A 23,457-nucleotide genomic window follows, 5' to 3' on the forward strand; every position below is an offset into this window, starting at 1 on the left:
ATATAAAAGAATTTAGAATATGTAGTTACAGGATAACACAGAAAGAGAATAAAAAGGGTGGAAGACTCTTATGTCAGGAATAAAAAAACATCACTGGACCACAACGAAACTTATTGTATTCGGTTATCTGGCAGTGATTACCACAGGTACGCTCCTGCTGATGCTGCCTGTGTCCAACCGGCAGATGACAGCAGCTCCGTTTATGGATGCCTGGTTTACCGCCACATCAGCAACGTGTGTCACCGGACTGGTGCTGCATGACACCTATACATTCTGGTCTGAATTTGGCCAGGGTGTCATCTTATTATTAATACAGATAGGCGGCATTGGATTTATGACGATCGCCATTTCCGCGCTCGCTATCACCAAGAGAAAGATTGGTTTGTCGCAGAGGCTTCTGATGCAGGAATCCGTGGCTGCACCCCAGGTGGGCGGAATTGTGCGCATGGCAAAGTTTGTGTTCGGCGGAACGGTATTATTCGAGGGGATCGGAGCCATTTTGCTGAGCTTTTATTTTGTTCCGAGACTGGGTACGGGAAAAGGTATATATTTTTCCGTATTTCACTCCATTTCTGCCTTTTGTAATGCGGGAATAGATCTGATGGGCTATTTTGATCCGGGAACTTCCCTCATGACCGCTTCAGACAGCCCTCTGGTGAGTATCACCATTATGCTGCTGATCATAGTGGGCGGCCTGGGATTTCTTGTATGGGCAGATGTCAGGAACCATAAATGGCATTATAAAAATTATAAGCTCCACACAAAGGTCGTGCTCATGGCAACAGCGATACTTATTCTCGGAGGGGCTGTCCTCATGTTTTTCTTTGAGCTGGGGAAACCTTCCATGGAGGGAAGAAGCTTTGGGGAACAGGTACTCTGCGCGTTCTTTCAGGCCGTAACGCCCAGAACAGCGGGGTTCAATACCGTGGATCTGACAACGCTATCGGGCTGCAGTAAAATCCTCATAGTAGGGCTTATGTTTATCGGCGGTTCTCCCGGTTCCACTGCGGGAGGTATTAAGACAACCACCATGTCCATCATGATTCTGAGTATATGGTCTGAATTCAGAAAACGGAAGGATATCGAGTGTTTCCGCAGAAGAATGGAGGAGAATGCCCTGCGCCACGCAAGCTGTGTAACCATGCTCTATGGGCTTCTGATCCTGGTGGGAACTGTGCTGATCGCCTCTGCAGATGGAACTGCGATCCAGGACGCTCTGTTTGAAGCGGCCTCCGCGATCGGAACCGTAGGACTGTCTCTGGGGATCACTGCGCAGCTTGGAACCGTTTCACATATTGTTCTGATACTGCTCATGTTTATCGGAAGGGTCGGAGGCATTACCATACTCATTGCTTTCGGCAACCGGATTGCCAACATACCATCAAAACTGCCTATGGAAAAGGTATCTGTAGGCTGATCAAGGAGGAAAAGTAGAAAATGAAATCGGTTCTTGTAGTGGGACTGGGCCGCTTTGGCCGCCATATGGCAGCGAAATTAATAGAGGAGGGCAATGAAGTCCTCGCAGTTGATATAAATGAGGAGCGTGTCAATGACGCGCTGGACCTAGTGACAAATGCGCAGATTGGAGATACCACCAATGAGCATTTCATTGCCTCTCTGGGAGTGGGTAATTTTGATCTCTGCGTTGTGGCCATCGGGGATAATTTTCAGAGCTCCCTGGAGACCACAGCGCTTCTCAAGGATTACGGGGCGCCTTTTGTCCTCTCAAGGGCAAACAGGGATGTGCACGCAAAGTTTCTTCTCAGAAACGGAGCGGACAAGATAGTCTACCCGGAACGGGAGATGGCAGAACGTCTGGCTGTCAAATTCGGCACAGATAATATTTTCGATTACATTGAATTAACCCCTGACTACTCCATTTATGAGATTCCGGTCCCGGCACCGTGGGTGGGCAAGTCCATTGTGGAAAAGGGGGTGCGGAATAAATATCATATCAGTATTCTGGCAGTCAAGGAACAGGAGGAAATCTATCCTCTTCCCCGCCCGGAGTATATCTTTCGGGGAAGTGAGACCCTGATCATCATGGGACATTACAAAGATGTAAGAGCGCTGGCAAAGGCGAGATAGCCGGCGCTCTTTGCCTTTCCCCGCATAATTTATTTGATTCCCGCGGGAAATAGGCTATAATAAACCAAACAGCGCAGAAAGGGGGAGCCGGGATGGAGACGGATAAAAGCGGCAGGCTGAAGATCTTTTTCAGCTATGCGGAAGGAACAGGAAAGATAGGACAGATGCTGCGGGATGCAGCGGAGATGAAAAAAGAGGGCTGCGATGTAGTGGTCGGATGTGTTCCCCTGGAGCTGGATTTGGGGGAGAAAATGGAAAAGCTTGCCCCCGTTTTTCATAATTATCAGGGGAATCTGTCCCCGGAGTTTGATCTGGACAGCGCGATCAGAAGAAGGCCCGGGCTTTTGGTCATAGACAGGCTGGCCCACGGGAATGCTCCGGGTTCCAGGCACAGAAAGCGTTATCAGGACATAGAGGAGCTTCTTCGGGCCGGGATTGATGTGTATACGACCCTGAATGTACAGCAGATAGAGAGTCTTTCGGATGTGATTTCCTCCCTGACCGGCAGACCGGCAGGGGAGCGCGTTCCGGATAAAGTATTCGATCAGGCAGACCAGGTGGAATTTGTGGACGCGGAACCGGAAAAGGTACGGGAGTGCCTTGGAAATAATGCTGCGGATACAGGTGTCCTCACTGCCCTGCGGGAGATGGCCCTCAGAAGAATGGCGGACAGGATCAATAAGATCGCGGAAAAGGGGGAGGATGTACAGGAGACCTCCTATCCGGGAGAACATATCCTGACCGGAATCTCCGCATCTCCCTCCAACGGCAGGGTGATCAGGACCGCGGCACGTATGGCGGATGCGTTCCACGGGGCGTTTACCGCTCTGTATGTGCAGACGTCCCACGATAAAAATCTGCCGGATGCAGATAAAAGGATATTAAAAGAGAATATGGAACTGGCGGAAAAACTGGGAGCCAGGGTCATCACCATGTACGGGGATGATGTGGTCCAGCAGATCGCAGAGTATGCCAGAATGGCAGGTGTATCAAAAATTGTGCTGGGCCGTACCAAATGGATCGGAGGCCTCTCTTTTTCCAGAGTCAGCTTTGCCGACAAACTGACAGCACTTGGCTCCAATCCTGATATTTATATTATCCCATCCATGGAGCAGAATACCGGTACTGCGGGATTTCGCATAAGGCACAGCAGAACCGGCTTCACCTTCAAGGATACCCTGAAGACAGTGGGCGTGCTGCTGGCCTCCACGGGGATTGGCGGATGGATGTACAGCCATGGGATTTCAGAGGTCAATATTATCATGCTGTATATTCTGGGGGTAGTTCTCACCGCCATGTGGACAGAGAGCAAGGCATACAGTCTGGTGAGCTCCTTTATCAGTGTATTTACCTTTAATTTTTTCTTTACACTCCCCAGATATTCGTTTAAAGCCTACGGGCCGGAATATCCTGTTACCTTTATCATTATGTTCCTGGTGGCATTCCTCATTTCCACCCTGACGACCAGAGTGAAGGAGCAGGCGCACCAGGCAGCGGAAAAGGCATACCGCACGGAAATCCTGCTGGAGACCAGCCAGAAGCTGCAGAAGGCCAGGGATGTGTCCCAGATCATCCGGGAGATCATGGTGCAGATGGAGAAAATGCTGGGCCGAACGGTTATCTTCTATATGCCCGATGAGAAGGGAAATCTGGTTCCCAGAATGGAAAAACAGGATATGTCGGATGCCGGGCAGTATCTCAATGAGAAGGAACAGGAAGTGGTATCCTGGGTGTATCAGAATAATAAGCATGCGGGTGCCACAACAGATACGCTGCCCGATGCAAAATGTCTGTACCTGGCTGTGAGAGGCAGGAAGGAAGCTCTGGCAGTGGCAGGTATTGTTATGGGGGCTGAGGAACTCACTGCTTTTGAGAGAAGCCTGCTGCTTGCCATGTTGAATGAATGTGCCCTGGCACTTGAAAAGCAGAAGCTGGATGAGGAGAAAAAGGAAGTGGAGATGAACGCCAGACAGGAGCGGCTGCGGGCTAATCTGCTGCGGGCCATTTCCCATGACCTGCGCACTCCGCTGACCGGTATTTCCGGAAATGCCAGTGTGCTTTTAAACGGCAGCGCCCAGATGGAGGAGAGCCAGAGGCATAAGATTTACGGGGATATTTATGACGATGCCATCTGGCTCATCAACCTGGTGGAGAATCTGCTCTCTGTCACAAGGATTGAGAATGGGACCATGAACCTGAAGCGGCAGACAGAACTTCTGGACGATGTGATCAACGAGGCCATGCACCACCTGGACAGAAAGAGCGGAGAACACAAGATCACAGTGAAGCAGGAGGACGAATTCCTGATGGCCAGGATGGATACCAGGCTGATCGTGCAGGTGTTTATCAATATCATAGACAATGCCATCAAATATACACCGGCCGGGTCAGAGATTAAGGTTCATGTGTTCCAGAAGGATGGATTTGTGTGGACGGAAATTGCGGACAACGGAAACGGGGTGGCGGATGCGGATAAAAATAAGCTGTTTCAGATGTTTTATACGGCAGAGAATCAGAAAGGGGATGGCAGGCGCGGGCTGGGACTTGGCCTTGCACTCTGTAAAGCCATTATAAATGCACACGGCGGAGAAATCGGGGTAAGGGACAACAGCCCCCGGGGAAGCGTTTTCTATTTCACATTGCCGGCAGAGGAGGTAGTGATACATGAATAAACCATTGATACTTATTGTGGAAGATGACAAGGCTGTCAGAAATCTGATGGGAACCACACTGGATATGCAGGAATACCGATACCATATGGCTAAAAACGGGGCACAGGCCCTGATGGAGGCGGTATCCCAGAGGCCGGATGTGATCATACTGGACCTGGGGCTGCCGGATATGGACGGTGTGGACCTGATAAAAAAAGTGCGGTCCTGGTCAAATGTACCGATCATCGTGGTAAGTGCCAGGAGCGAGGACGCGGATAAGGTAAGCGCACTGGATGCGGGGGCAGATGATTATCTGACGAAACCTTTCAGTGTGGAGGAGCTGCTGGCAAGGCTGCGGGCAAGCCTTCGCAGGGCTATGTATCAGAGCAGCGGGGGCGTGGAGGACAACGCGGTCTTCGTGAACGGGGATTTGAAGATCGATTATGCATCCGGTTGTGTGTTTATCAGGGATGAGGAGGTCCATCTGACGCCGATTGAGTATAAGCTGCTGTGTCTTCTGGCTAAAAATGTGGGGAGGGTGCTGACGCATAACTTTATACTGAATGAGGTATGGGGGAATGTGATGCAGAGTGATGTGCCTTCGCTGCGGGTGTTTATGGCGACGCTGAGGAAGAAGATTGAGGAGGAGCCATCGGAGCCCAAGTATATACAGACGCATATTGGGATTGGGTATCGGATGATTAAAAGGGAGTAGTGAGCATGAAAAACACCGCGGCCGGCAGTCCGGAGAGAAGACTGCCGGCCGCGGTGTTTTTCATGGGATTCAGGTTGTGGGGGAAAGAGGCTAGGGATGGCGTTGGAGAAAAAAGAAAAAAGAAGCCGCCCCGCGGCTTCAAAATTGGGAATATAGGAAGGGTGGGGCGGTGGAGAGGTTGGCGGTCATGAAATAGAGGTAGAGGAGCATGAGGAGGATGTAGAAGGAGAGCACCTGGAGGAGGAAACGGACTTTGCGGTTGGTTTTAAGGTTTTTTATAAAAGTTGTAAAGGCTTTCATTGATCAGAACCCATCCTTTCCGTCCTATGTGGACTTGATCTTCAAAGAAGTATTTGGTGTATTCATCTGTTGAGAAATCGGCAAGTTCGGCGTTGTAGGCGGAGGCAAGACTGCGGATGTTGGAGTAGTAGGTTTCCCGGGCAGTACGGGGAAAACCGGTGTAGTCGTAGTAATAGCCGTTAACAGGGAGAATGACCAGAAGAGGTTCGATGTCCATGTCGCGGCATACATCCAGGAAGCAGCGGAGGTCGTCGTATTCGGGGGAGGAGCCGTAGCCGTGTATCGCTTTTTTGTTGCGGCCTTTCTTTTTGGCCAGGTGGGGTTTCAGCTTTTTGTAGTTTTTGTCGTCTATGTAGAATTGGTTCTCCTGGTGGCGGGAGCCGTCTTCCTCGGCCTTGGCCAGCCATTTGGTCCAGTTTATGGATATGTCAGTGGCCGGCGGCGCTTTCTTTTTTGCGGTGAGGTCAAAGAGAAGAGGGACGGTGATCTTTTCTTTCTCGTTCAGAAAGTGCTGCCAGGCGCCGGCTATGAGGGTGTCCTCTGTGGTTGCGGTTTTGGTGACCCATACGCGCTCATATGTGCTTAAACGGTCTTTGGTTTTGGGGTCATCTTTCAGAAGCGTATGGGTGCGGTCTATGATGTATTGTTTTGTTTTCGGTGAGAGGTTTTCGTTCTGCAGCATGCCCAGATAGTTGTTCTCAGAGAAGCGGGAGGCAAAGGCCTGGGGCAGGATGCCGGGTTTTCTGAACCACTGGGGGGATAGGAAAAGGACGGCCTTTTTCTGGCCCTCCCCTACGGCGCTTAAAGCAATGGCATGGCTCAGGGACTGGTAATAGCCGGCACCTATGAGCATGGGCTCAAAGTCACTGTCCGCGAACATAGAGGAAGGATGGTACGGGGTGTCCTGCCCGTGCATAAACTCGGAGGAGCCGAATACCAGAAGGCTGTCAGGGCCAAGATTTTGTTTTATGGTTTCACGGGAACGTGTCTTTGTCTCGTTGGCCCAGGTGGAAAATGTCCGGGAGTCCGGAATCTTCCTGTCACGGACAGCCAGGTGGATGCCTGCCGCGGTGACAAGGAACAGCACGAAGGCCGTGAAAAATGCAGTCAGTCTCTTCATGTTTCTTACGCCTGCCTTTCTCTGGTCAGCATTTGGATTTTACAAGATTGAGGATTTTTTCCGGGGTATCCATTTCTTCCCTGGTGACCTCTGAGGGGGCTATGACGATGCTGCATTCCTCCTCAAGGCCGGCCAGAAATTCGGCAAATCCCAGGGAATCCAGAAGACCGGACTGGAAAAGCTCGGTTTTTAAGTCTTCTTTCACAATATCATCCTCACAGATCTCTGCTAATAAATCTAAAATTTTTTCTTCCATTTTGTTTTCTCCTTTTTCTGTTAAAGTTTATTGAGGATATCAGGCGGTTAAAAGCTCCAGGAATTTTCCGGAGAAGATAAAGAAGCCGAATATCACCAGGTTTATGGTAAGCAGCCAGGAGACTGCCTTGTATAGTTTCCGGTTTTTATATTTTTTGTAGAAGCCTGATTTTTTCTGGTAAACTTCTGTGGCCGACAGCAGAATGCCGTGGTAGAGTCCGTATAGTATGTAGGATGGCGTGACGCCGTGCCACAGTCCCATAACGCCCATGTTGACAATAAATCCGGCACAGGCTCTGTTTAAACGGGTGGAGAACCATTTCTTCTTAGAGCATTTCATAATGAAACGGGTAAAGAGGAAATCGCGGAACCAGTGGGACAGGGTAATGTGCCAGCGGTCCCAGAACTCTTTTATATCCAGGCTCCGAAATGGAGCGCGGAAGTTGTCCGGCAGCCTGACACCCAGAATATAGGCGGTTCCCACTGCCATGAGGGAATAGCCTGCAAAATCAAAGAACAGGTAGAAGCCGTACAGCCAGGCGTAGCCTGCGGCGAAATACCAGGGGGCGTCCCGGCGTCCCATGGACTGCTCACATATAGTGAGAAGGGTGTAGAGCTGGGTGCCCAGCGCCAGCTTGTAGACCAGGCCCAGCAGTAGTTTGAAGATACCTTCTGCCAGCATATCCAGATATTCTGCCCTTGGCAGGATGCGCATCCAGTCATCGTGAAACCGGCGGCTTCTGTCAATGGGACCGGAGCTGATGGAGGGAAAGAAAAGGAGGAATCCTGAAAATTCCAGGAGTGGGACCTCCAAAATGATTCCGTCGTAAATCTCTATGACCATCTGGATGCTGCGGAAGCTCATATAGGAAATGCCGGTGAATCCGAATATGTTCATATGGAACAGCGGCGATAGTTTACATAATATAAGGGGCAGCAGCATGGCTGCCAGGAACAGGTAGTATTGTTTTTCATTCCTGCCGTTTTTGGCGCGGACAGCAGCGTAGCCGCGCACCACCAGATAGGACCATCCGTAAAAGAGAAGCAGATAGAGGAACTGTCCGGGGCTGTGGCCGAAGACCAGTACTATGAAGACCAGGGATACGGCCAGGGTATAATGCCCCATCTTTTTTTCCATGATGCCCAGAATGACGGCAGGAATCAGGAATAAAAAGAGGCAGATAAAGAAGGAAAGCCCTTCATAAAAACTCAAAGAACTGCGCTCCCGAGGGCCTTTCTGTCAACCTTGCCATTTCCGGTCATGGGAAGCCTGTCCATGAAGATGAGTTTTTTCGGTATCATGTATTCCGGAAGGAAGGTGCGCAGACTCTCTTTCAGCATTTCCGCGTAAGTACGCTCCGGCGCCGTCATGCCGGGGCAGACCAGATAGGCACTGATGCTTTTGACACGCCCGTCTTTTATGTTGGGGAGTACGGCAGCTTTTTCTATCTGGGGGAGACGGAGAAGATTGTTTTCAATATCCTCCAGCTCGATTCTGTATCCGTGCAGCTTGATCTGCAGGTCTATGCGTCCGCAGTAATAGAGCATGCCGTCTTTCAGATATCCTTTGTCCCCTGTGCGGTATCCCTGTGCGGGGATTCCCTCTTCTGTGTATGTAAAAAAGTGCTTTTCTGTCTGCAGTGTGTTCTGATAATAGCCGGGGCTTACGGTATTGCCCAGTATGATGATCTCCCCTTTTTCTTCCTCAGGAAGTACGCGCCCGTCGGGACCGCAGATCTGCAGCGTGGTGCCGGGTTTTAGCCTGCCTACAGGCAGAGGGGAAGTGCCGGCAGCCAGCTCTGGCGTTATTTCCACCTGGGTGACTGCCACGGTGGACTCTGTGGGACCGTAGGTGTTCATGACTTTTGCAGAGGGGAAACGCTCCAGAAGCCTGCGGGCTGTCCGGTTGGTAAGGGTTTCCCCGCAGAACAGAAATAGTCCGAGGTTTGGCAGAGCCGTCTGTGCAAAAGCCGGGTCTGACAGGCACACATCGGCAAAGGATGGTGTGGAAACCATAATTGCGGCATCCGATCGTTTCAGGGATTCCAGCAGTTTCTGGTAATCCTTCTGCACATCCTTTGTCAGACACCAGAGAGTTCCGCCCACCGCAAGGCATGTATACAGATCCATTACGGACAGATCAAAGGAAAAGGGGGCCTGATTCAGGAATACCTTTCCCTTTTTGGCATTGGTGGAGGTTCCCAGGGTGATGGACCAGTCCAGGAAATTGCTGAGATTCCTTTCCGTGATCGTGACGCCCTTTGGGGTTCCTGTGCTTCCGGAAGTAAATATGATATAAAAGATATCATCCCCGGAAACCGGTTCGGGTACGGTATCGCCCATGCTGTTATCCATGCGGGACAAATCTGTATGTACGATGACATCAATATCCTGCAGGGAAAGGATTCGTTTATCCCTGCAGTCCGCATGGAGAGGAGAGAGGGAGAGAAGAATCGGGGAATCCAGGGCATCCAGAATCATTTCCACCCGGGAGTCCGGCACTGAGGTGTCAATGGGGCAGTAAGCCCTGCCTGATTTGACACAGGCCAGAAATGCCGCAGGCATCAGGGGATGTTTGTGGCCGTATACAGCTATGGGGGCATAGTTCTGTCCGCATTGCTGCTCAATATGACGGGCCAGACGCTCAGAATATAACTCCAGCTCTCCGTAAGTAACAGACTGTCCGTCGCAGCAGATGGCTGTTCTTTCCGGGCAGATGGAGGCATATTCCCATATTTGGTTCAATATATTCATAAAATTCACCTCAATTTCGACGTTTTTCTTACCTTCTTAATTACACCATAGAATTTAAAAGAATTAGCAGGCTCAATTTTAAAGAAATTCTAAAGAAAACCTTTCGATTCATTAAGAATAATTCGTAACTATTCAGCCAGCTGAATCGTTACGGGTATTCGCCCATTAAAAATCGCTTTGCGATGGGGCGAATACCTGCCGCCACTACTCTTTTGCACGGTCAGCGCAGTAAATGCGCAGACCTGACTGAACAGTTACAATAATTCTACATACAATGTATTTTTTATGAATAATTGTGCCGCGGTACTTGCGTAAAGCAGGCAAAACGAATATAATTCACAGTAGAATAAAACGGACAAGGAGAACATATATGAACAAGAATTTTGACGTTATCGCGCTTGGTGAGCTTTTGATCGACTTTACGGAAAACGGAGTGAGCGGACAGGGCAACCCCATTTTTGAGGCAAATCCCGGCGGAGCGCCGTGTAATGTGCTGGCTATGCTCAATAATCTTGGAAAAAAGACATCTTTTCTGGGAGTTGTGGGTAAAGACCAGTTCGGTACATCCCTGAGAAATACGCTGAACAGCCTGGGAATCGATACCAGTCATTTGTATGAGGATCAGGAAGTCCACACAACACTGGCGTTTGTCCATACTTTTGAGGATGGAGACAGGGACTTTGCGTTTTACAGAAATCCCGGTGCGGACATGATGCTGAGCGTTGACCAGATAGACGAAGAATACATAAAATCAGCCAGAGCCTTTCATTTCGGCACCCTGTCCATGACCCATGAGGGTGTGCGCCGGGCGACTGCAAAGGCTATTGATATTGCTAGAGAAGCGGGACTTCTCATCTCTTTTGACCCGAACCTGCGCCCTCCGCTGTGGAGCAGCATGGAGCTTGCAAAAGAACAGATCGCATACGGTCTTTCAAAATGTGACCTCCTGAAGATTTCCGAGGAAGAGCTGGAATTCATGACCGGGACGAAAGATGTGAAGGAAGGCGCCCATATGCTGCTGTCCCGGTATCCGAATCTGAAGCTGATGAACGTGACCATGGGAAAAGAGGGAAGCACAGCGTTCCATGAGGGCAGGGAAGTATTCCACGCACCGTTCCTGCAGGAGAATACTATTGAGACAACAGGAGCAGGCGATACCTTCGGTGCATGCGCACTGAATTATGTGCTGGAGCACGGAATTGAGGGTCTTACAGAGGACCAGCTCTATGAAATGCTGGAATTCTCCAACGGAGCTTCCTCTCTTATCACTACAAAGAAAGGGGCACTCCGTGTTATGCCCAAAAAAGAAGAAGTATTAACGTTTATCGCCGGAAAATAGAGTAAAATTGTCGAAATGTTGTTGTGAATTTTTAATATAATACAGCATTGACAGTAATCGGAAATTGTGATAAATTATAGACATAACAAAATAATAGTTTTGATTTCTGACGGATTACAATGTGGAGCACCACAGTGAAATCAAAATGTAAGTGAGAGCCGACCGTCTGGGCAACGTTTGTAATTGTGTAATTGACAAATGTTGCCCTTTTTTTTCAAAAGCATTCATATGCAGACAGCGGCGGAATCATGCAGAAAACAAGACTATTGCCATGAAAAGGAGGGTATTAACATGGGATTCAAAACAGACATCGAAATCGCACAGGAGTGCACAATGGAGCCAATTACCAAGATTGCAGAAAAAGCAGGTATTGATGATAAATATCTGGAGCAGTACGGTAAGTACAAAGCTAAAATTGACTACAATCTGTTAAAAGAATCTGATAAACCGAACGGAAAACTGGTTCTGGTTACAGCTATCAACCCGACACCTGCCGGAGAAGGAAAGACAACCACAACCGTAGGTCTGGCTGATGGCCTTCAGAAATTAGGTAAAAATGTAATGGTAGCGCTCCGTGAGCCATCCCTGGGACCGGTATTCGGTGTAAAGGGCGGTGCTGCAGGCGGCGGTTATGCACAGGTAGTTCCAATGGAAGATATCAACCTGCATTTTACAGGTGACTTCCACGCAATCGGTGCGGCAAACAATCTGCTGGCAGCAATGCTGGATAATCATATTTATCAGGGCAACGACCTGAACATTGACCCAAGAAAGATTACCTGGAGAAGATGTGTTGACATGAATGACCGCCAGCTTCGTTTCGTAGTTGATGGTCTGGGCGGAAAGACAAACGGCTGTCCGAGAGAAGACGGATACGATATCACAGTTGCTTCCGAGATCATGGCTGTTCTGTGTCTGGCAAAAGACATTACAGACCTGAAGGAAAGACTGGGAAGAATCATCGTTGGTTATACATATGGTAAGGTTTCCGAGCAGAAACCTGTTACAGCTCATGACTTACATGCAGAAGGTGCTATGTGCGCACTGCTGAAAGACGCTCTGAAACCGAACCTGGTTCAGACTCTGGAGCATGTACCAGCAATCGTTCACGGCGGACCATTCGCTAATATCGCTCACGGATGTAACTCTGTGATCGCTACCAAGATGGCACTGAAATTAGGCGATTATGCTATCACAGAAGCAGGATTCGGTGCTGACTTAGGCGCAGAGAAATTCCTGGATATCAAATGCCGTATGGCTGGCCTGACACCGAGCGCAGTTGTTATCGTAGCTACTGTACGTGCCCTGAAATACAACGGCGGCGTGCCGAAAGCAGAACTGAACAACGAGAACCTGGAAGCACTGGAAAAAGGTCTCCCGAACTTACTGAAACATGTAAGCAATATCACAAACGTTTACAAACTGCCGTGTGTTGTTGCAATCAACGCATTCCCCACAGATACCAAGGCAGAGCTTGACCTGGTAGAAGCAAAATGTAAAGAACTGGGCGTTAATGTTGCACTTTCCGAAGTTTGGGCAAAAGGCGGCGAAGGCGGCGTTGCACTGGCTAAAGAAGTGGTACGTCTTGTGGAAGAACCGAATGACTTTACTTTCTCCTATGAACTGGAAGGAAGCATTGAGGACAAGTTAAACCAGATCGTTCAGAAGATCTACGGCGGCAAGAAAGCTGTTCTGACTGCAAATGCGCAGAAACAGGCTGCTCAGTTAGAAGCTCTTGGATATGGAAACTGCCCGATCTGTGTGGCTAAGACACAGTACAGCCTGACAGATGACCAGACAAAACTGGGCGCACCGAAAGACTTTGAAGTAACAGTTCGTAACCTGAAGATTTCCGCAGGTGCCGGCTTCATTGTTGCTCTTACCGGAGAGATCATGACCATGCCCGGTCTGCCGAAAGTTCCGGCTGCAGAGAGAATCGATGTTGACGAGACAGGAAAGATTTCCGGTCTGTTCTAAGCAAAATTCATATTGAAAACTAAATATAGGACAATTCAGGTACGGTTAAGCCGTACCTGAATTTTGTATACATAATTTAGCTAAAGAAGCGGGGGAAAATGTATGTATTTTGATGAATTCAATGCAGTCTGCAACGCGGCAAAAGGAAAGATAAACTTCATGGAGAACAATACCTTCGGATATATGGTATCTTCCATCACCGCAGGGCTTTTCATTGCCTTTGGAAGTTTTGTGACATTTACGCTGGGAACACCTCTGAATGCAGCAGGGTCACCAATGCTGAAAGCAGTGCAGGCTTTTGCATTTGCCGCAGCTTTGAGCCTTGTTATCATGGCGGGTGCCGAGCTGTTTACAGGCAACAATATGGTTCTCGGAAGTGCATCTTTCAATGGATGTATTCCCTGGGGCAAGACGGTCAAAGCATGGATATTGTGTTATGTGGGGAATATTCTCGGCTCTTTGCTGGGTGTAGCAGGATTCCAGCTCACCGGAGTGCCGAAAGGTGATATAGGTGCTTATTTCGCACAGGTAGCAGCTGCAAAGATGTCACTGACACCGGTACAGCTTCTGGTAAGGGGTATTTTCTGTAATATCCTGGTTTGTCTGGCTGTATGGTGTGCATTAAAGATGAAATCTGAATCAGGAAAGCTGATCATGGTATTCTGGTGTATCTTCGTATTTATGATCTGCGGATTTGAGCACAGCGTTGCCAATATGAGTATTCTGGCAGTTGGGCTTTTGAACGCAGGTGATGCGGCAGTCAGCATAGGAGGTTATTTCTACAACCTGTTATTCGTGACGATCGGAAATATGATAGGCGGTGTGTTCTTTGTGGCAGGCCCGTATCATGTTATGACCAAGACGAAATCACTTCAGGGTTAAATGTGATTCGGTCAGCGTAAGCCTGTTTGACCAAATATATGACAGCAGCCGAAATCTGTTTTATAAAAGACAGATTTCGGCTGCTTTTTTTGCATATAATGGAGAGATACAGCAAAAATCAGGAGTTGCCATGCAGGATCAGAAGCTGGAAAATCTTCTGAATCTGGCTCTGGATGCCACACCCCGGGAGAGGGAGAGATCTCTTGTGCTGGATGTGGGATTTGAGCCGGAGGAGCGGAGATGGGATTTGATCGTAAAATATTCAGGAAGTCTGCAGGGGGCACTGAATCCGGAGATTCGGGCAGTGGAACTGCTGGGTGGTTTTGCCATTCTCTCCGTGCCGGAAAGCCAGATTCAGGGTCTTACGGATTATCCTCAGATAGAGTTCATAGAAATGCCCAAAAGATTGTTTATCGCAGTGGAGCAGGGGCGCGCTGCTTCCTGCATCAATCCGGTGCAGAGCGGATTTTCACCTCTCGGACAGCCGCTTTTCGGTGCAGGCGTGCTTGTGGGCTGTGTGGATTCAGGGGTGGATTATGCACACCCGGATTTCCGCAATGAGGACGGAAGCAGCCGTATTCTGAGGCTGTGGGATCAGACTGTGCCCGGCAGCCCGCCCCAGGGCTATATCATCGGAACCGAGTATACCAAAGAGCAGATCGATGAAGCGCTTCGCAGACCCGCGTCATCGGAGCGGTATTCTGTGGTCCCAAGCCGTGATCTGAGCGGACACGGCACCGGTGTTCTCGGTATCGCGGCCGGCAGCGGAAGGGCTTCCGGAGGACTTCACAGGGGTGTGGCTTCAGAGAGTCAGATCATTGTTGTAAAGCTGGGAACACCGCAGGAAGAGGGATTTCCCAGGACGACAGAGCTGATGCAGGGGGTTGACTACTGTATCCGTCAGTCCATTGCCATGGGGATGCCCCTTGCTCTGAATTTAAGCTTCGGAAACAATTACGGTTCCCACAGCGGTGAATCACTTATTGAGGCGTATCTGGACAATGTATCCAGTCTGGGACGGACCGTGATCTGCGTGGGAACGGGAAATGAGGGAAATAAGGCTGTGCACACCTCAGGAATCCTGGCACAGGGAGAGAGTCAGGTGGTTCCGCTTCAGATCGGCGGTTATGAGACGGGAATGAATCTGCAGATATGGAAGCAGTATGTGGACCGGATGGATATCTCCCTGCAGCATCCAAACGGACAGGTGGCAGGCCCGTTTCAGGAGATATTGGGGCCTCAGCGATTTAATCTGGGGACTACGCAGATTCTCATATACTACGGAAAACCAAGTCCTTTCAGCCTGTCGCAGGAGATTTTCATCGATTTTATCCCCCAGAACACCTATGTGGACAGCGGCGTGTGGAAAGTCAATCTGATTCCGGGAAGAATTGTGGATGGAAGGTACAATCTGTGGATGCCCGGGGGTGCTGCTCTGAACGAGGGGACACGTTTTCTGTTTCCTGTGCCGGAAATCACCCTTACCATTCCCTCCACGGCAGGGCGGGTAATCTCTGTGGGGGCCTATAATTCCAGATATCAGGCCTACGCGGATTTTTCCGGACGGGGGTTTACCAGAGTTACCAATATGGTAAAGCCGGACATAGCGGCTCCGGGCGTGGATATTACAACTGCTTCTCCAAACGGCGGATATACATCCAGAACGGGAACTTCCTTTGCCACGCCTTTTGTTACAGGCTCGGCAGCCCTTTTGATGGAGTGGGGAATCGTGAGAGGGAATGATCCCTTTCTCTATGGGGAGAAAGTAAAGGCGTATTTCCGCAGGGGTGCGCGTCATCTGCTGGGAGGGCCTTATCCAAATAACCAGACCGGGTATGGGGCGCTGTGCGTGCGGGACAGCTTTCCCATATAAAAGTTTGTTAAACAGGACATTGCCAAAAGCAGTGTCCTGTTTTATACTGGGATTATGATGCTAACCCACAACGACAAGAAGAAGAAAAGGAGAGACAAAAAGAGATGGGAAAAACACTGAAAAGACTGGTCAGCTATTATAAGCCCTATAAGGGTTTGTTTTTTTCTGACTTGTTTTTTGCTATTTTAGGAGCGGGGATCACCCTTGTGATACCGCTGATCGTACGCTATATTACCAGCACGGTGGTGAATCAGCCTGTGCAGGAAGCCACCGATCTGATCGTAAAGCTGGGAATCTTCATGGTGGCGCTGGTGCTGGTTGAGGCGTTCTGTAATTTTTATATTGCCTATTACGGGCATATCATGGGAGCAAGGATTGAGCGGGATATGAGGAATGAGATTTTCGGACATTACCAGAAGCTGTCTTTTGCCTTCTATGACAACCAGAAGGTGGGGCATCTGTTGTCCAGAATCACCTCTGACCTGTTTGATATCAGTGAACTGCTTCACCACGGGCCGGAGGATCTGGTGATCTCTATTATTAAATTTATCGGCGCGTTTATCATTCTCATGTTTATCAATACAAAGCTTGCGCTGTCAGCGTTTCTGTTTGTGCCGTTTCTTCTGGTCTATGCGTTTATTTACAACAGGAAAATGAAGTCAGCATTCAGAGAGAACAGAGCCAGGATCGCAGATATCAATACACAGATCGAGGACAGCCTTTCCGGAATCCGTGTGGTGAAATCCTTTGCCAACGAAAAGGAAGAAATGAAAAAATTCCAGAGAGGCAATGAGCGCTTTGTGGATTCCAAGAAGCGCAGCTATAAGTACATGGGTACCTACAATTCCGGTATGGGCGCATTTACAACCCTGATCACTATAACAGTGCTGCTGGTCGGTGCATTTTTTATGACCAGGGGGAAAATGCCTGTGGAGGATCTGGTGACAGTGCTTCTCTACATCAATAACTTTACAGACCCGGTGAAAAAGCTAATCACCTTTACAGAACAGTTCCAGAACGGATACAGCGGATATTCCCGGTTTCTGGAGATCATGGCGATCGCGCCGGATATCAAGGATGTGCCGGACGCGGTGGAGCTTGGAGATGTGAAGGGAGAAATTGCTTTTCGCGATGTTTCCTTCCGCTATGAGGAGAGCCAGGAGGAAGTGTTAAGCCATGTGGACCTGACCGTGAAGGCCGGGGAATATGTGGCCCTTGTGGGAAGCTCAGGTGCGGGTAAGACAACCCTTTGCAGCCTCATTCCCAGATTCTATGATGTGAGCAGCGGAAGCGTATGCCTGGACGGCACGGATGTGAGAAAGATCAAGCTGCAGAGTCTCAGGAACCATATAGGCATTGTACAGCAGGACGTGTATCTGTTTGCCGGGACAGTGATGGAGAACATCCGGTATGGAAAGCCGGACGCTACGGACGAAGAAGTGCTTCGCGCTGCCAAAGCAGCCAATGCCCATGAATTTATAATGGGACTGGAGGATGGCTATGACACGGATATTGGACAGAGGGGCGTAAAACTCTCAGGGGGTCAGAAACAGAGGCTGTCTATTGCCAGGGTGTTCCTGAAGAACCCGCCCATATTGATCTTCGATGAGGCCACATCCGCCCTTGACAATGAGAGCGAGAAGATCGTGCAGCAGTCCCTGGAGAGCCTGGCAAAGGACAGGACTACATTTGTCATTGCCCACAGACTGTCCACCATCCGCAAAGCCCAGAGAATCCTTGTACTAACAGATGACGGAATCGCAGAGGAGGGGACTCATGAGGAGCTGATGCAGAGGGATGGTCTCTACAGCAGCCTTTATAAACTGTCCTTTGTATAGAAAAAGAAATATTTTTTTGGTTTAATGTGTTAAAACGTTGATTTTGTCTGGTGGAAAATGGTATAATCTTAAGTATCCGAAATTGAGTATGACTGTGAAGCGCAGTCTGAAATATGTTCAGGAGAGCTGACTGTCCGGCCGGGACTGCGCATTTACTGCGCCGGCCGTACATAAGAGCAGCGGCATCAGGTATCACCCTGTTACAGAGCGGTCTTAAAGAGTGGATGCCGGTAACGCTTCGCCGGCTGAATAGCTGCCGGGAAAGATTACATAGAAAGGAAGAGTAGTAATATGATAGCAGATAAAATGGTGAATTTGGTAAAAAACAGTTCAGCTATACGTGCCATGTTTGAGGAAGGCAAGATTATGGCTGCAAAGTACGGAGCAGAGAATGTATATGATTTCAGTCTTGGAAATCCCAATGTTCCGGCACCGGCTGAGGTGAAGAAGGCAGTTTTTGAGGAATTGGAGAAGGAAGACCCGGTTGTACTGCACGGTTATATGAACAACAGCGGATATGAGGACGTAAGGGCAGCAATCGCGGATTCCATTAACAGAAAGTTCCAGACTTCCTTTGGTGAGAAGAATATTATTATGACCGTTGGCGCAGCGGGAGGACTGAATGTGATCCTGAAAACGCTGCTGAATCCGGGAGATGAAGTGATTGTCATTGCCCCGTATTTCGGCGAGTACAACAGCTATGTGTCCAATTATGACGGGAAAATTGTGGTAGTAAGCCCGAATACAGAGACTTTCCAGCCGAATCTGGAAGAGCTGGAGCAGAAGATCACTGCCAGGACTAAAGCTGTGATCATCAACTCTCCCAACAACCCTACAGGTGTTGTCTATTCTGAGGATACCATCAAGAAGATGGCAGATATCCTCCGCAGCAGGGAAAAAGAGCTGGGTACAGACATCTACCTTATTTCAGATGAGCCTTACAGAGAGCTGGTTTACGATGGAATTGAGGTCCCCTATTTGACAAAATACTATGAAAATGCTATCATTGGTTATTCCTACAGCAAATCCCTATCCCTTCCGGGTGAGCGTATCGGTTATCTGGTGATTCCGGACGAAGTGAGTGATGCTGAGGATGTCATTGCAGCAGCGAACGTGGCCACCCGTATTCTGGGCTATGTCAATGCCCCGTCCCTGATGCAGAAAGTTGTCGCAAAATGTCTGGATGCCAAAGTAGACGTACCGTTTTACAACCGCAACCGTGAGGCTTTATATAACGGACTGAAAGAACTGGGATTTGAGTGCATTAAGCCGGAAGGCGCGTTCTATCTGTTTGTAAAATCTCCGGTGGAGGACGAGAAAGTCTTCTGTGCGGCAGCAAAGAAATATCATATCCTGATCGTTCCGGGATCTTCCTTTGCCTGCCCGGGTTATGTGCGGATTGCCTACTGCGTATCCTACGAAACAATCATGAATTCTATGCCTGGCTTTAAAGCCCTTGCTGAGGAGTTTCAGGTGAAGTAACAGGAGGTTTTAATGGAATCCGTAGTACATTGGTTTGCTGAAAATATGCCGTCCTTTCTGACACCGGAGGCAGCGGTCTTCCTGATTTCCATGGTTCCCATTCTGGAACTGAGGGGCGGACTTTTACTGGCAACCGTATTGAAGATTCCCATGCTTCAGGCTGTCATTGCCTGCGTCATCGGGAATATCATCCCTATCCCGTTTATTCTGCTCTTTATCAGGCAGATATTTAAATGGCTGAAGAAGACAAAACTGTTCCGCCCTCTGATCGAGAAGCTGGAAAACAGAGCTATGGGAAAGAGTGACAAGATTAAAAAATATGAGTTCTGGGGACTTGTTCTCTTTGTGGGAATCCCGCTGCCGGGTACCGGCGCGTGGACAGGGGCTTTAATCGCGTCCCTTCTTGAAGTGGATTTGAAAAAATCCGTTCCTGCCATTCTGCTGGGACTCTGTATGGCCACGATCATCATGTGCTTTTTGGGATATGGAGCGCTTGGTTCCGTATTAAGTTAAAAGGAAGAATGCCCTGCCGGATGCTGTACATGCAGCGAAGGCAGGGTGTTTTTATTTTTTTAAGAAAAATTTTAATGAATTATCATTACTTTTTGGGAAAGATATGATAAGATGGCGATATAACAGGAAAGGATTTTAAGGCCATGAGCAAACGAGAATTTTTAGAGGTACTGCGGGAAACACTCTCAGAGGAGCTTTCTCAAAATGTTGTGAACGGACATATACAATATTACGACCAGTATATCAGTGACGAGATAAGAAAAGGTGCATCTGAGACAGAGGTGACAGGGCGTCTAGGAGATCCACGTCTGATTGCCCGCACGATTCTGGAAACTTCCGGTGCATCCGGCTCTTCCAGCCAGGACGGATATGGCAGCCAGTCTTCTTACAGTCAATCTTCCTATAGCCAGTCATCCTACAGCCAGGATGGTACAGGAAGTACAGGCGGCGGATTTCAACATGTGCAGGAAAAAATGCATAATAATCCCACGGTCCGTCTGGTTCTGGGAATCCTGATCGTGATGGGCGTGATTGCTCTCATTATCAGTATTGTCAGCGCACTTCTGCCGGTGGTACTGCCCATTGCTGCGGTTTTGATTCTGCTTTCTTTTCTGCGCAGGAAGATGTAGCAGAAAAGTGAAGATAGAAAGGCTCTGTATATTATGGAATAAGCGTTTATTATTTCATAATATACAGAGCCTTTTATGCGTTACAGAGTTTCCAGCTCCAGAAGCGTGAGGTGGCCGCTGAATATCTTGTCTGCAGCAAGGGCGACAGAGCCGATGAGAGGTGCATTTCCGCCGAAAGTGGAGTGGATGATGGACAGCGGGTTGAATTTTGCCGTAAGGGTTATTTTGGACAGCTTGTGATACAAGAGGTCCTCAATTATGGTATTGGTGCCATCAGAATCGTATCCCACGATTATGGTGGAGAGATTCAGAAGATTCAGGGTATTGGTCAGCGAATAAGCGATGTATGAGCAGAATTCCTCCAAAACGGTGATCGCCAGCGGGTCCTGCTGATTACCTGCTGAAATAATATCCAGCCAGCTTGGTGTCTTAGGCGCAGATAAGGGGGAATTGGAGTAAAATGGAGCAAGCTCCTTTATCCGCTGCTGCAGGTTATCCAGATTCGCATACAGATCAAGGCATCCCCGGCTGCCGCAGGCACAGAGAGGGCCGTCGAAATTGATGGAAGTATGTCCGATCTCACCGCTCTGCCCGGAATCACCATCATACAGGGCATGATTCAGGATAAATCCGGCTCCGATTCCATTCATAATATGAAGATAAGCAAAATTGGATATGGAGGTGCCGGAGCCAAATAATTTTTCCGAAAACGCGCCTGCCGTTGCGTCATTGACCAGAAATACAGGCAGTCCTGTATTTTTACTGATGATAGAGACAATGGGCAGATTTTCGATACCGTAGAAATAGGGCGGATTTAAAATAATCCCCCGTGAGGAATCCAGCGGTCCGAGGGAGGCTATTCCAATTGCTGTGATACGCCGTTCTGTGCTCCCGGCACATTCGTTATAAGCCTTGAGGAGAATCTGCAGCAGATCCTCTGAACTGTCAAGGGTGTTATAGGGGGAATCCACCTGTTTAAATATCCTGCCCCCCAAATCAGAGAGAACGACCTGGCATAGTTTTCTTTTGATCAGCATACCGCAGATACAGGGAGAATTTTGGGCAAGTGTCAGCAAAATAGGTCTGCGCCCATAATTGGCGGAAGTGTTGTTGGAGGCATTTGTAGTTTCTTCCGCAAGGCCGGAACTGAGAAGCTCCGTCACTATGTTGCCCACCGTCATTTTTGACAGCCCGGTGCTCCGGGCAATATCAACTCTTGAAATTCCACTGCCTGTTGCAATATGTTTTAGAACAAGCATTCTGTTTTTTGATTTCACATCCTGAATGTTGGAACCAGTTTTTTCCTGCATAAAATACCGCCTTTATATAATAAAATCGTGATTGTGCATCCTTAATACAAAGTAACTTTATTCGTTTAAATTCATTATAGTATAGATGTCAATAAAAGGCAATAGTACGGATGGTTTACTTTATAGTTGCACGAAGTGGAACTATAAGTGAAATATGCACAAAAAAAATAGAATAAAAATGTGAAAAAAGTCGAATTGCACACTATATAGTAAAATGAATTGACTTTATAGTAAATTAATGTTACTATGTACTCATCAAAAAGAAAGAACCAGTAAACTGGTTTTCAGTACAAAGGAGGAGGTATTTTTATGTTTAAGAAGAAAATTGCAGGACTGCTGGCAGCTATGATGTGTGTATCACTGATCGGATGCGGAGGCGGAGGTGACAAACCGGCAGACGAGACAAAAAAGGCGGAAACAGAAGAAACCGGCAGTACTTCCGCTGACTCTGACGTGATCAAAATGGCTGTGGGGGCAGACCGTGTTGATTTCTACAGAGGGCTGGCAGATGAATTTGAGAAACAGAATCCGGGAAAGAAAGTGGAGATCATTGAGATCGTCAACGGCTCTGATATGTACACCAAGATTACCATGATGATGCAGTCGAAAGAGACATCCCCGGACCTGATCACAGAGGACGGCTTCATGATCATGTCTGACGCCGAGGCGGGCTATCTGGAACCGCTGGATGAATTCATGAAGAACTGGGAGGATGCAGGCCAGTTTGAGCAGGCTATTCTGGACGGTGCCAAGGGAGCTGACGGAGTGCAGTACGGTGTTCCGTTCTCTACAGATACACAGTGTCTCTGGTATGATAAGAAACTGATGGAAGAAGCAGGCGTTTCTGTTCCTTTCCAGCCCAAGAATTGGGATGAGATCATTGAGGCCGGCAAGAAGCTGAAAGAAGTGGGAGGTGACGGATTCATTCCATTCTTCCTGTATGCGTCCAAGACCTCACCTGAGGAGACTTCCATGAGGACATTCCAGGAACTTTACTCAGGAACCGGCGGAACTCTCTATGATTTTGATACAAAGAAATGGGTTGTTGATAAAGAGAATTTACTGAAGGTCTACAATTTTGTAAATGACGTTTACAATGTGGAAAAAATCGGTGCGCCACTCAGCATCGTGTCACAGCAGAAAGTAGAAGACCTTTTTGTAAGTGATTATATGAAGAATGGCAAACTGGGTATGATCTTCACAGGAAGCTGGGTACCAGGCAACTGGGGCGAAGGCAGAACCTATGAATGGCCGGAAGGTCTGGATACCTGGGCAGTTGCGAAGATACCTACATATGATGGCAGCGGAGATGGTTTCAGCACCATGTCAGGCGGCTGGACCTGGGCAATTCCAAAGAATGCCAACAATAAAGCCGGCGGCGAAGAGCTTCTGAAATTTATTGCAGGAAAAGACTGTCAGCTTAAATATGCCATGTTCTCAGGAGACCTGGCAGTGCGTAAAGACGTAATGGAGGATGAGACTTACTTATCACAGAAGATGTCTGTAGTAAAAGAGGCCGGTGAAATGCTTCCCTACGCACATTTCAGACCTTCTGTAGAGGGATATTCCACCCTTACAACTATGTTCACAGAGGTAGTGGAGAGTATTGCTATGGGCAGCGCAAGTCCGGATGATGCGGCAGCTACCTTTGAGTCAGAGATGAAACGAATTGTGGGCGAGGAAAATGTGACTGTGAAATAAGGGATCTGCATTCAGCTTGGAGCATTGCTC

19 protein-coding genes and 1 riboswitch are annotated in these 23,457 nt (G+C 48.6%); of the genes, 14 read left to right on the forward strand and 5 right to left on the reverse strand.

Annotated elements, in window-relative coordinates; genetic code table 11:
- The first annotated feature begins 70 nt into the window (after positions 1–70).
- The 5 genes from V8Q34_RS07735 to V8Q34_RS07755 all read left to right on the forward strand — a co-directional run bounded on the left by V8Q34_RS07735 (position 71) and on the right by V8Q34_RS07755 (position 5,645).
- Positions 71–1,417: a TrkH family potassium uptake protein gene (locus tag V8Q34_RS07735; RefSeq protein WP_335835184.1), complete on the forward strand. Its 1,347-nt coding sequence runs from the start codon at positions 71–73 to the stop codon at positions 1,415–1,417.
- Between the two features lie 20 nt (positions 1,418–1,437).
- On the forward strand, positions 1,438–2,088 hold the full coding sequence (locus V8Q34_RS07740) for a potassium channel family protein (RefSeq protein WP_054350752.1): 651 nt from the start codon (positions 1,438–1,440) through the stop codon (positions 2,086–2,088).
- A gap of 92 nt (positions 2,089–2,180) precedes the next feature.
- Entirely contained in the window at positions 2,181–4,760 is a 2,580-nt protein-coding gene (locus tag V8Q34_RS07745) for a sensor histidine kinase KdpD (protein WP_335835185.1), read from the forward strand.
- Positions 4,753–5,454, forward strand: coding sequence for a response regulator (locus tag V8Q34_RS07750; protein ID WP_103732523.1), 702 nt, complete (start codon positions 4,753–4,755; stop codon positions 5,452–5,454). Before V8Q34_RS07745 ends, V8Q34_RS07750 begins: the two co-directional genes overlap by 8 nt.
- Positions 5,455–5,459: 5 nt before the next feature.
- Entirely contained in the window at positions 5,460–5,645 is a 186-nt protein-coding gene (locus V8Q34_RS07755) for a hypothetical protein (RefSeq protein ID WP_033144195.1), read from the forward strand.
- A gap of 74 nt (positions 5,646–5,719) precedes the next feature.
- Here the strand turns inward: V8Q34_RS07755 and dltD are convergent, their stop codons facing one another.
- Genes dltD through dltA form a run of 4 tightly spaced genes read right to left on the reverse strand, consistent with a single transcriptional unit; the run spans position 5,720 to position 9,883 of the window.
- Entirely contained in the window at positions 5,720–6,874 is a 1,155-nt protein-coding gene (gene dltD / locus V8Q34_RS07760) for a D-alanyl-lipoteichoic acid biosynthesis protein DltD (RefSeq protein WP_335835186.1), read from the reverse strand.
- Positions 6,875–6,899: 25 nt separating this feature from the next.
- Positions 6,900–7,130, reverse strand: a complete 231-nt coding sequence (dltC, locus tag V8Q34_RS07765) for a D-alanine--poly(phosphoribitol) ligase subunit DltC (RefSeq protein WP_033144197.1) — start codon at positions 7,128–7,130, stop codon at positions 6,900–6,902.
- A 39-nt stretch (positions 7,131–7,169) separates the two neighbouring features.
- A complete protein-coding gene (dltB, locus tag V8Q34_RS07770) occupies positions 7,170–8,342 on the reverse strand; it encodes a D-alanyl-lipoteichoic acid biosynthesis protein DltB (RefSeq protein ID WP_033144198.1) in 1,173 nt (390 codons plus the stop codon).
- Complete coding sequence (gene dltA, locus V8Q34_RS07775) at positions 8,339–9,883, reverse strand: D-alanine--poly(phosphoribitol) ligase subunit DltA (protein ID WP_335835187.1); 1,545 nt, start codon at positions 9,881–9,883, stop codon at positions 8,339–8,341. Before dltA ends, dltB begins: the two co-directional genes overlap by 4 nt.
- A 370-nt stretch (positions 9,884–10,253) precedes the next feature.
- On the opposite strand from dltA, the gene V8Q34_RS07780 reads away from it, so the two are divergent.
- The 8 genes from V8Q34_RS07780 to V8Q34_RS07815 all read left to right on the forward strand — a co-directional run bounded on the left by V8Q34_RS07780 (position 10,254) and on the right by V8Q34_RS07815 (position 20,416).
- Positions 10,254–11,222, forward strand: coding sequence for a carbohydrate kinase family protein (locus V8Q34_RS07780; protein ID WP_033144233.1), 969 nt, complete (start codon positions 10,254–10,256; stop codon positions 11,220–11,222).
- Positions 11,223–11,314: 92 nt separating this feature from the next.
- Positions 11,315–11,401: riboswitch (ZMP/ZTP riboswitch) on the forward strand.
- 112 nt (positions 11,402–11,513) lie between these two features.
- On the forward strand, positions 11,514–13,199 hold the full coding sequence (locus V8Q34_RS07785) for a formate--tetrahydrofolate ligase (protein WP_103732397.1): 1,686 nt from the start codon (positions 11,514–11,516) through the stop codon (positions 13,197–13,199).
- A 102-nt stretch (positions 13,200–13,301) separates the two neighbouring features.
- Positions 13,302–14,081: a formate/nitrite transporter family protein gene (locus V8Q34_RS07790; protein WP_033141881.1), complete on the forward strand. Its 780-nt coding sequence runs from the start codon at positions 13,302–13,304 to the stop codon at positions 14,079–14,081.
- A 130-nt stretch (positions 14,082–14,211) separates the two neighbouring features.
- Positions 14,212–15,954, forward strand: a complete 1,743-nt coding sequence (locus V8Q34_RS07795; protein ID WP_335835188.1) for a S8 family peptidase — start codon at positions 14,212–14,214, stop codon at positions 15,952–15,954.
- 104 nt (positions 15,955–16,058) lie between these two features.
- Positions 16,059–17,792, forward strand: a complete 1,734-nt coding sequence (locus V8Q34_RS07800) for an ABC transporter ATP-binding protein (RefSeq protein WP_033141879.1) — start codon at positions 16,059–16,061, stop codon at positions 17,790–17,792.
- Positions 17,793–18,083: 291 nt separating this feature from the next.
- Positions 18,084–19,274: a pyridoxal phosphate-dependent aminotransferase gene (locus V8Q34_RS07805; protein WP_103732396.1), complete on the forward strand. Its 1,191-nt coding sequence runs from the start codon at positions 18,084–18,086 to the stop codon at positions 19,272–19,274.
- A gap of 12 nt (positions 19,275–19,286) precedes the next feature.
- Positions 19,287–19,787 carry a COG2426 family protein gene (locus V8Q34_RS07810; protein ID WP_033141877.1) on the forward strand — a complete coding sequence of 167 codons (501 nt, stop codon included), beginning with the start codon at positions 19,287–19,289 and terminating at the stop codon, positions 19,785–19,787.
- Between the two features lie 143 nt (positions 19,788–19,930).
- Entirely contained in the window at positions 19,931–20,416 is a 486-nt protein-coding gene (locus tag V8Q34_RS07815; protein ID WP_033141876.1) for a DUF1700 domain-containing protein, read from the forward strand.
- Between the two features lie 80 nt (positions 20,417–20,496).
- On the opposite strand, the gene V8Q34_RS07820 is transcribed toward V8Q34_RS07815, so the two are convergent.
- The gene (locus V8Q34_RS07820; RefSeq protein ID WP_335835189.1) at positions 20,497–21,726 is read right to left on the reverse strand and encodes an ROK family transcriptional regulator; all 1,230 of its coding nucleotides are present in this window, start codon (positions 21,724–21,726) and stop codon (positions 20,497–20,499) included.
- A gap of 309 nt (positions 21,727–22,035) precedes the next feature.
- Here V8Q34_RS07820 and V8Q34_RS07825 point away from each other — a divergent pair, with 309 nt between their 5' ends.
- Entirely contained in the window at positions 22,036–23,427 is a 1,392-nt protein-coding gene (locus tag V8Q34_RS07825) for an extracellular solute-binding protein (RefSeq protein WP_052099525.1), read from the forward strand.
- The last annotated feature ends 30 nt before the right edge of the window (positions 23,428–23,457 follow it).

Origin of the sequence: Blautia sp. JLR.GB0024 (assembly GCF_037000545.1) — a bacterium.
GTDB classification, from domain to species: Bacteria; Bacillota; Clostridia; order Lachnospirales; family Lachnospiraceae; genus Blautia; species Blautia celeris.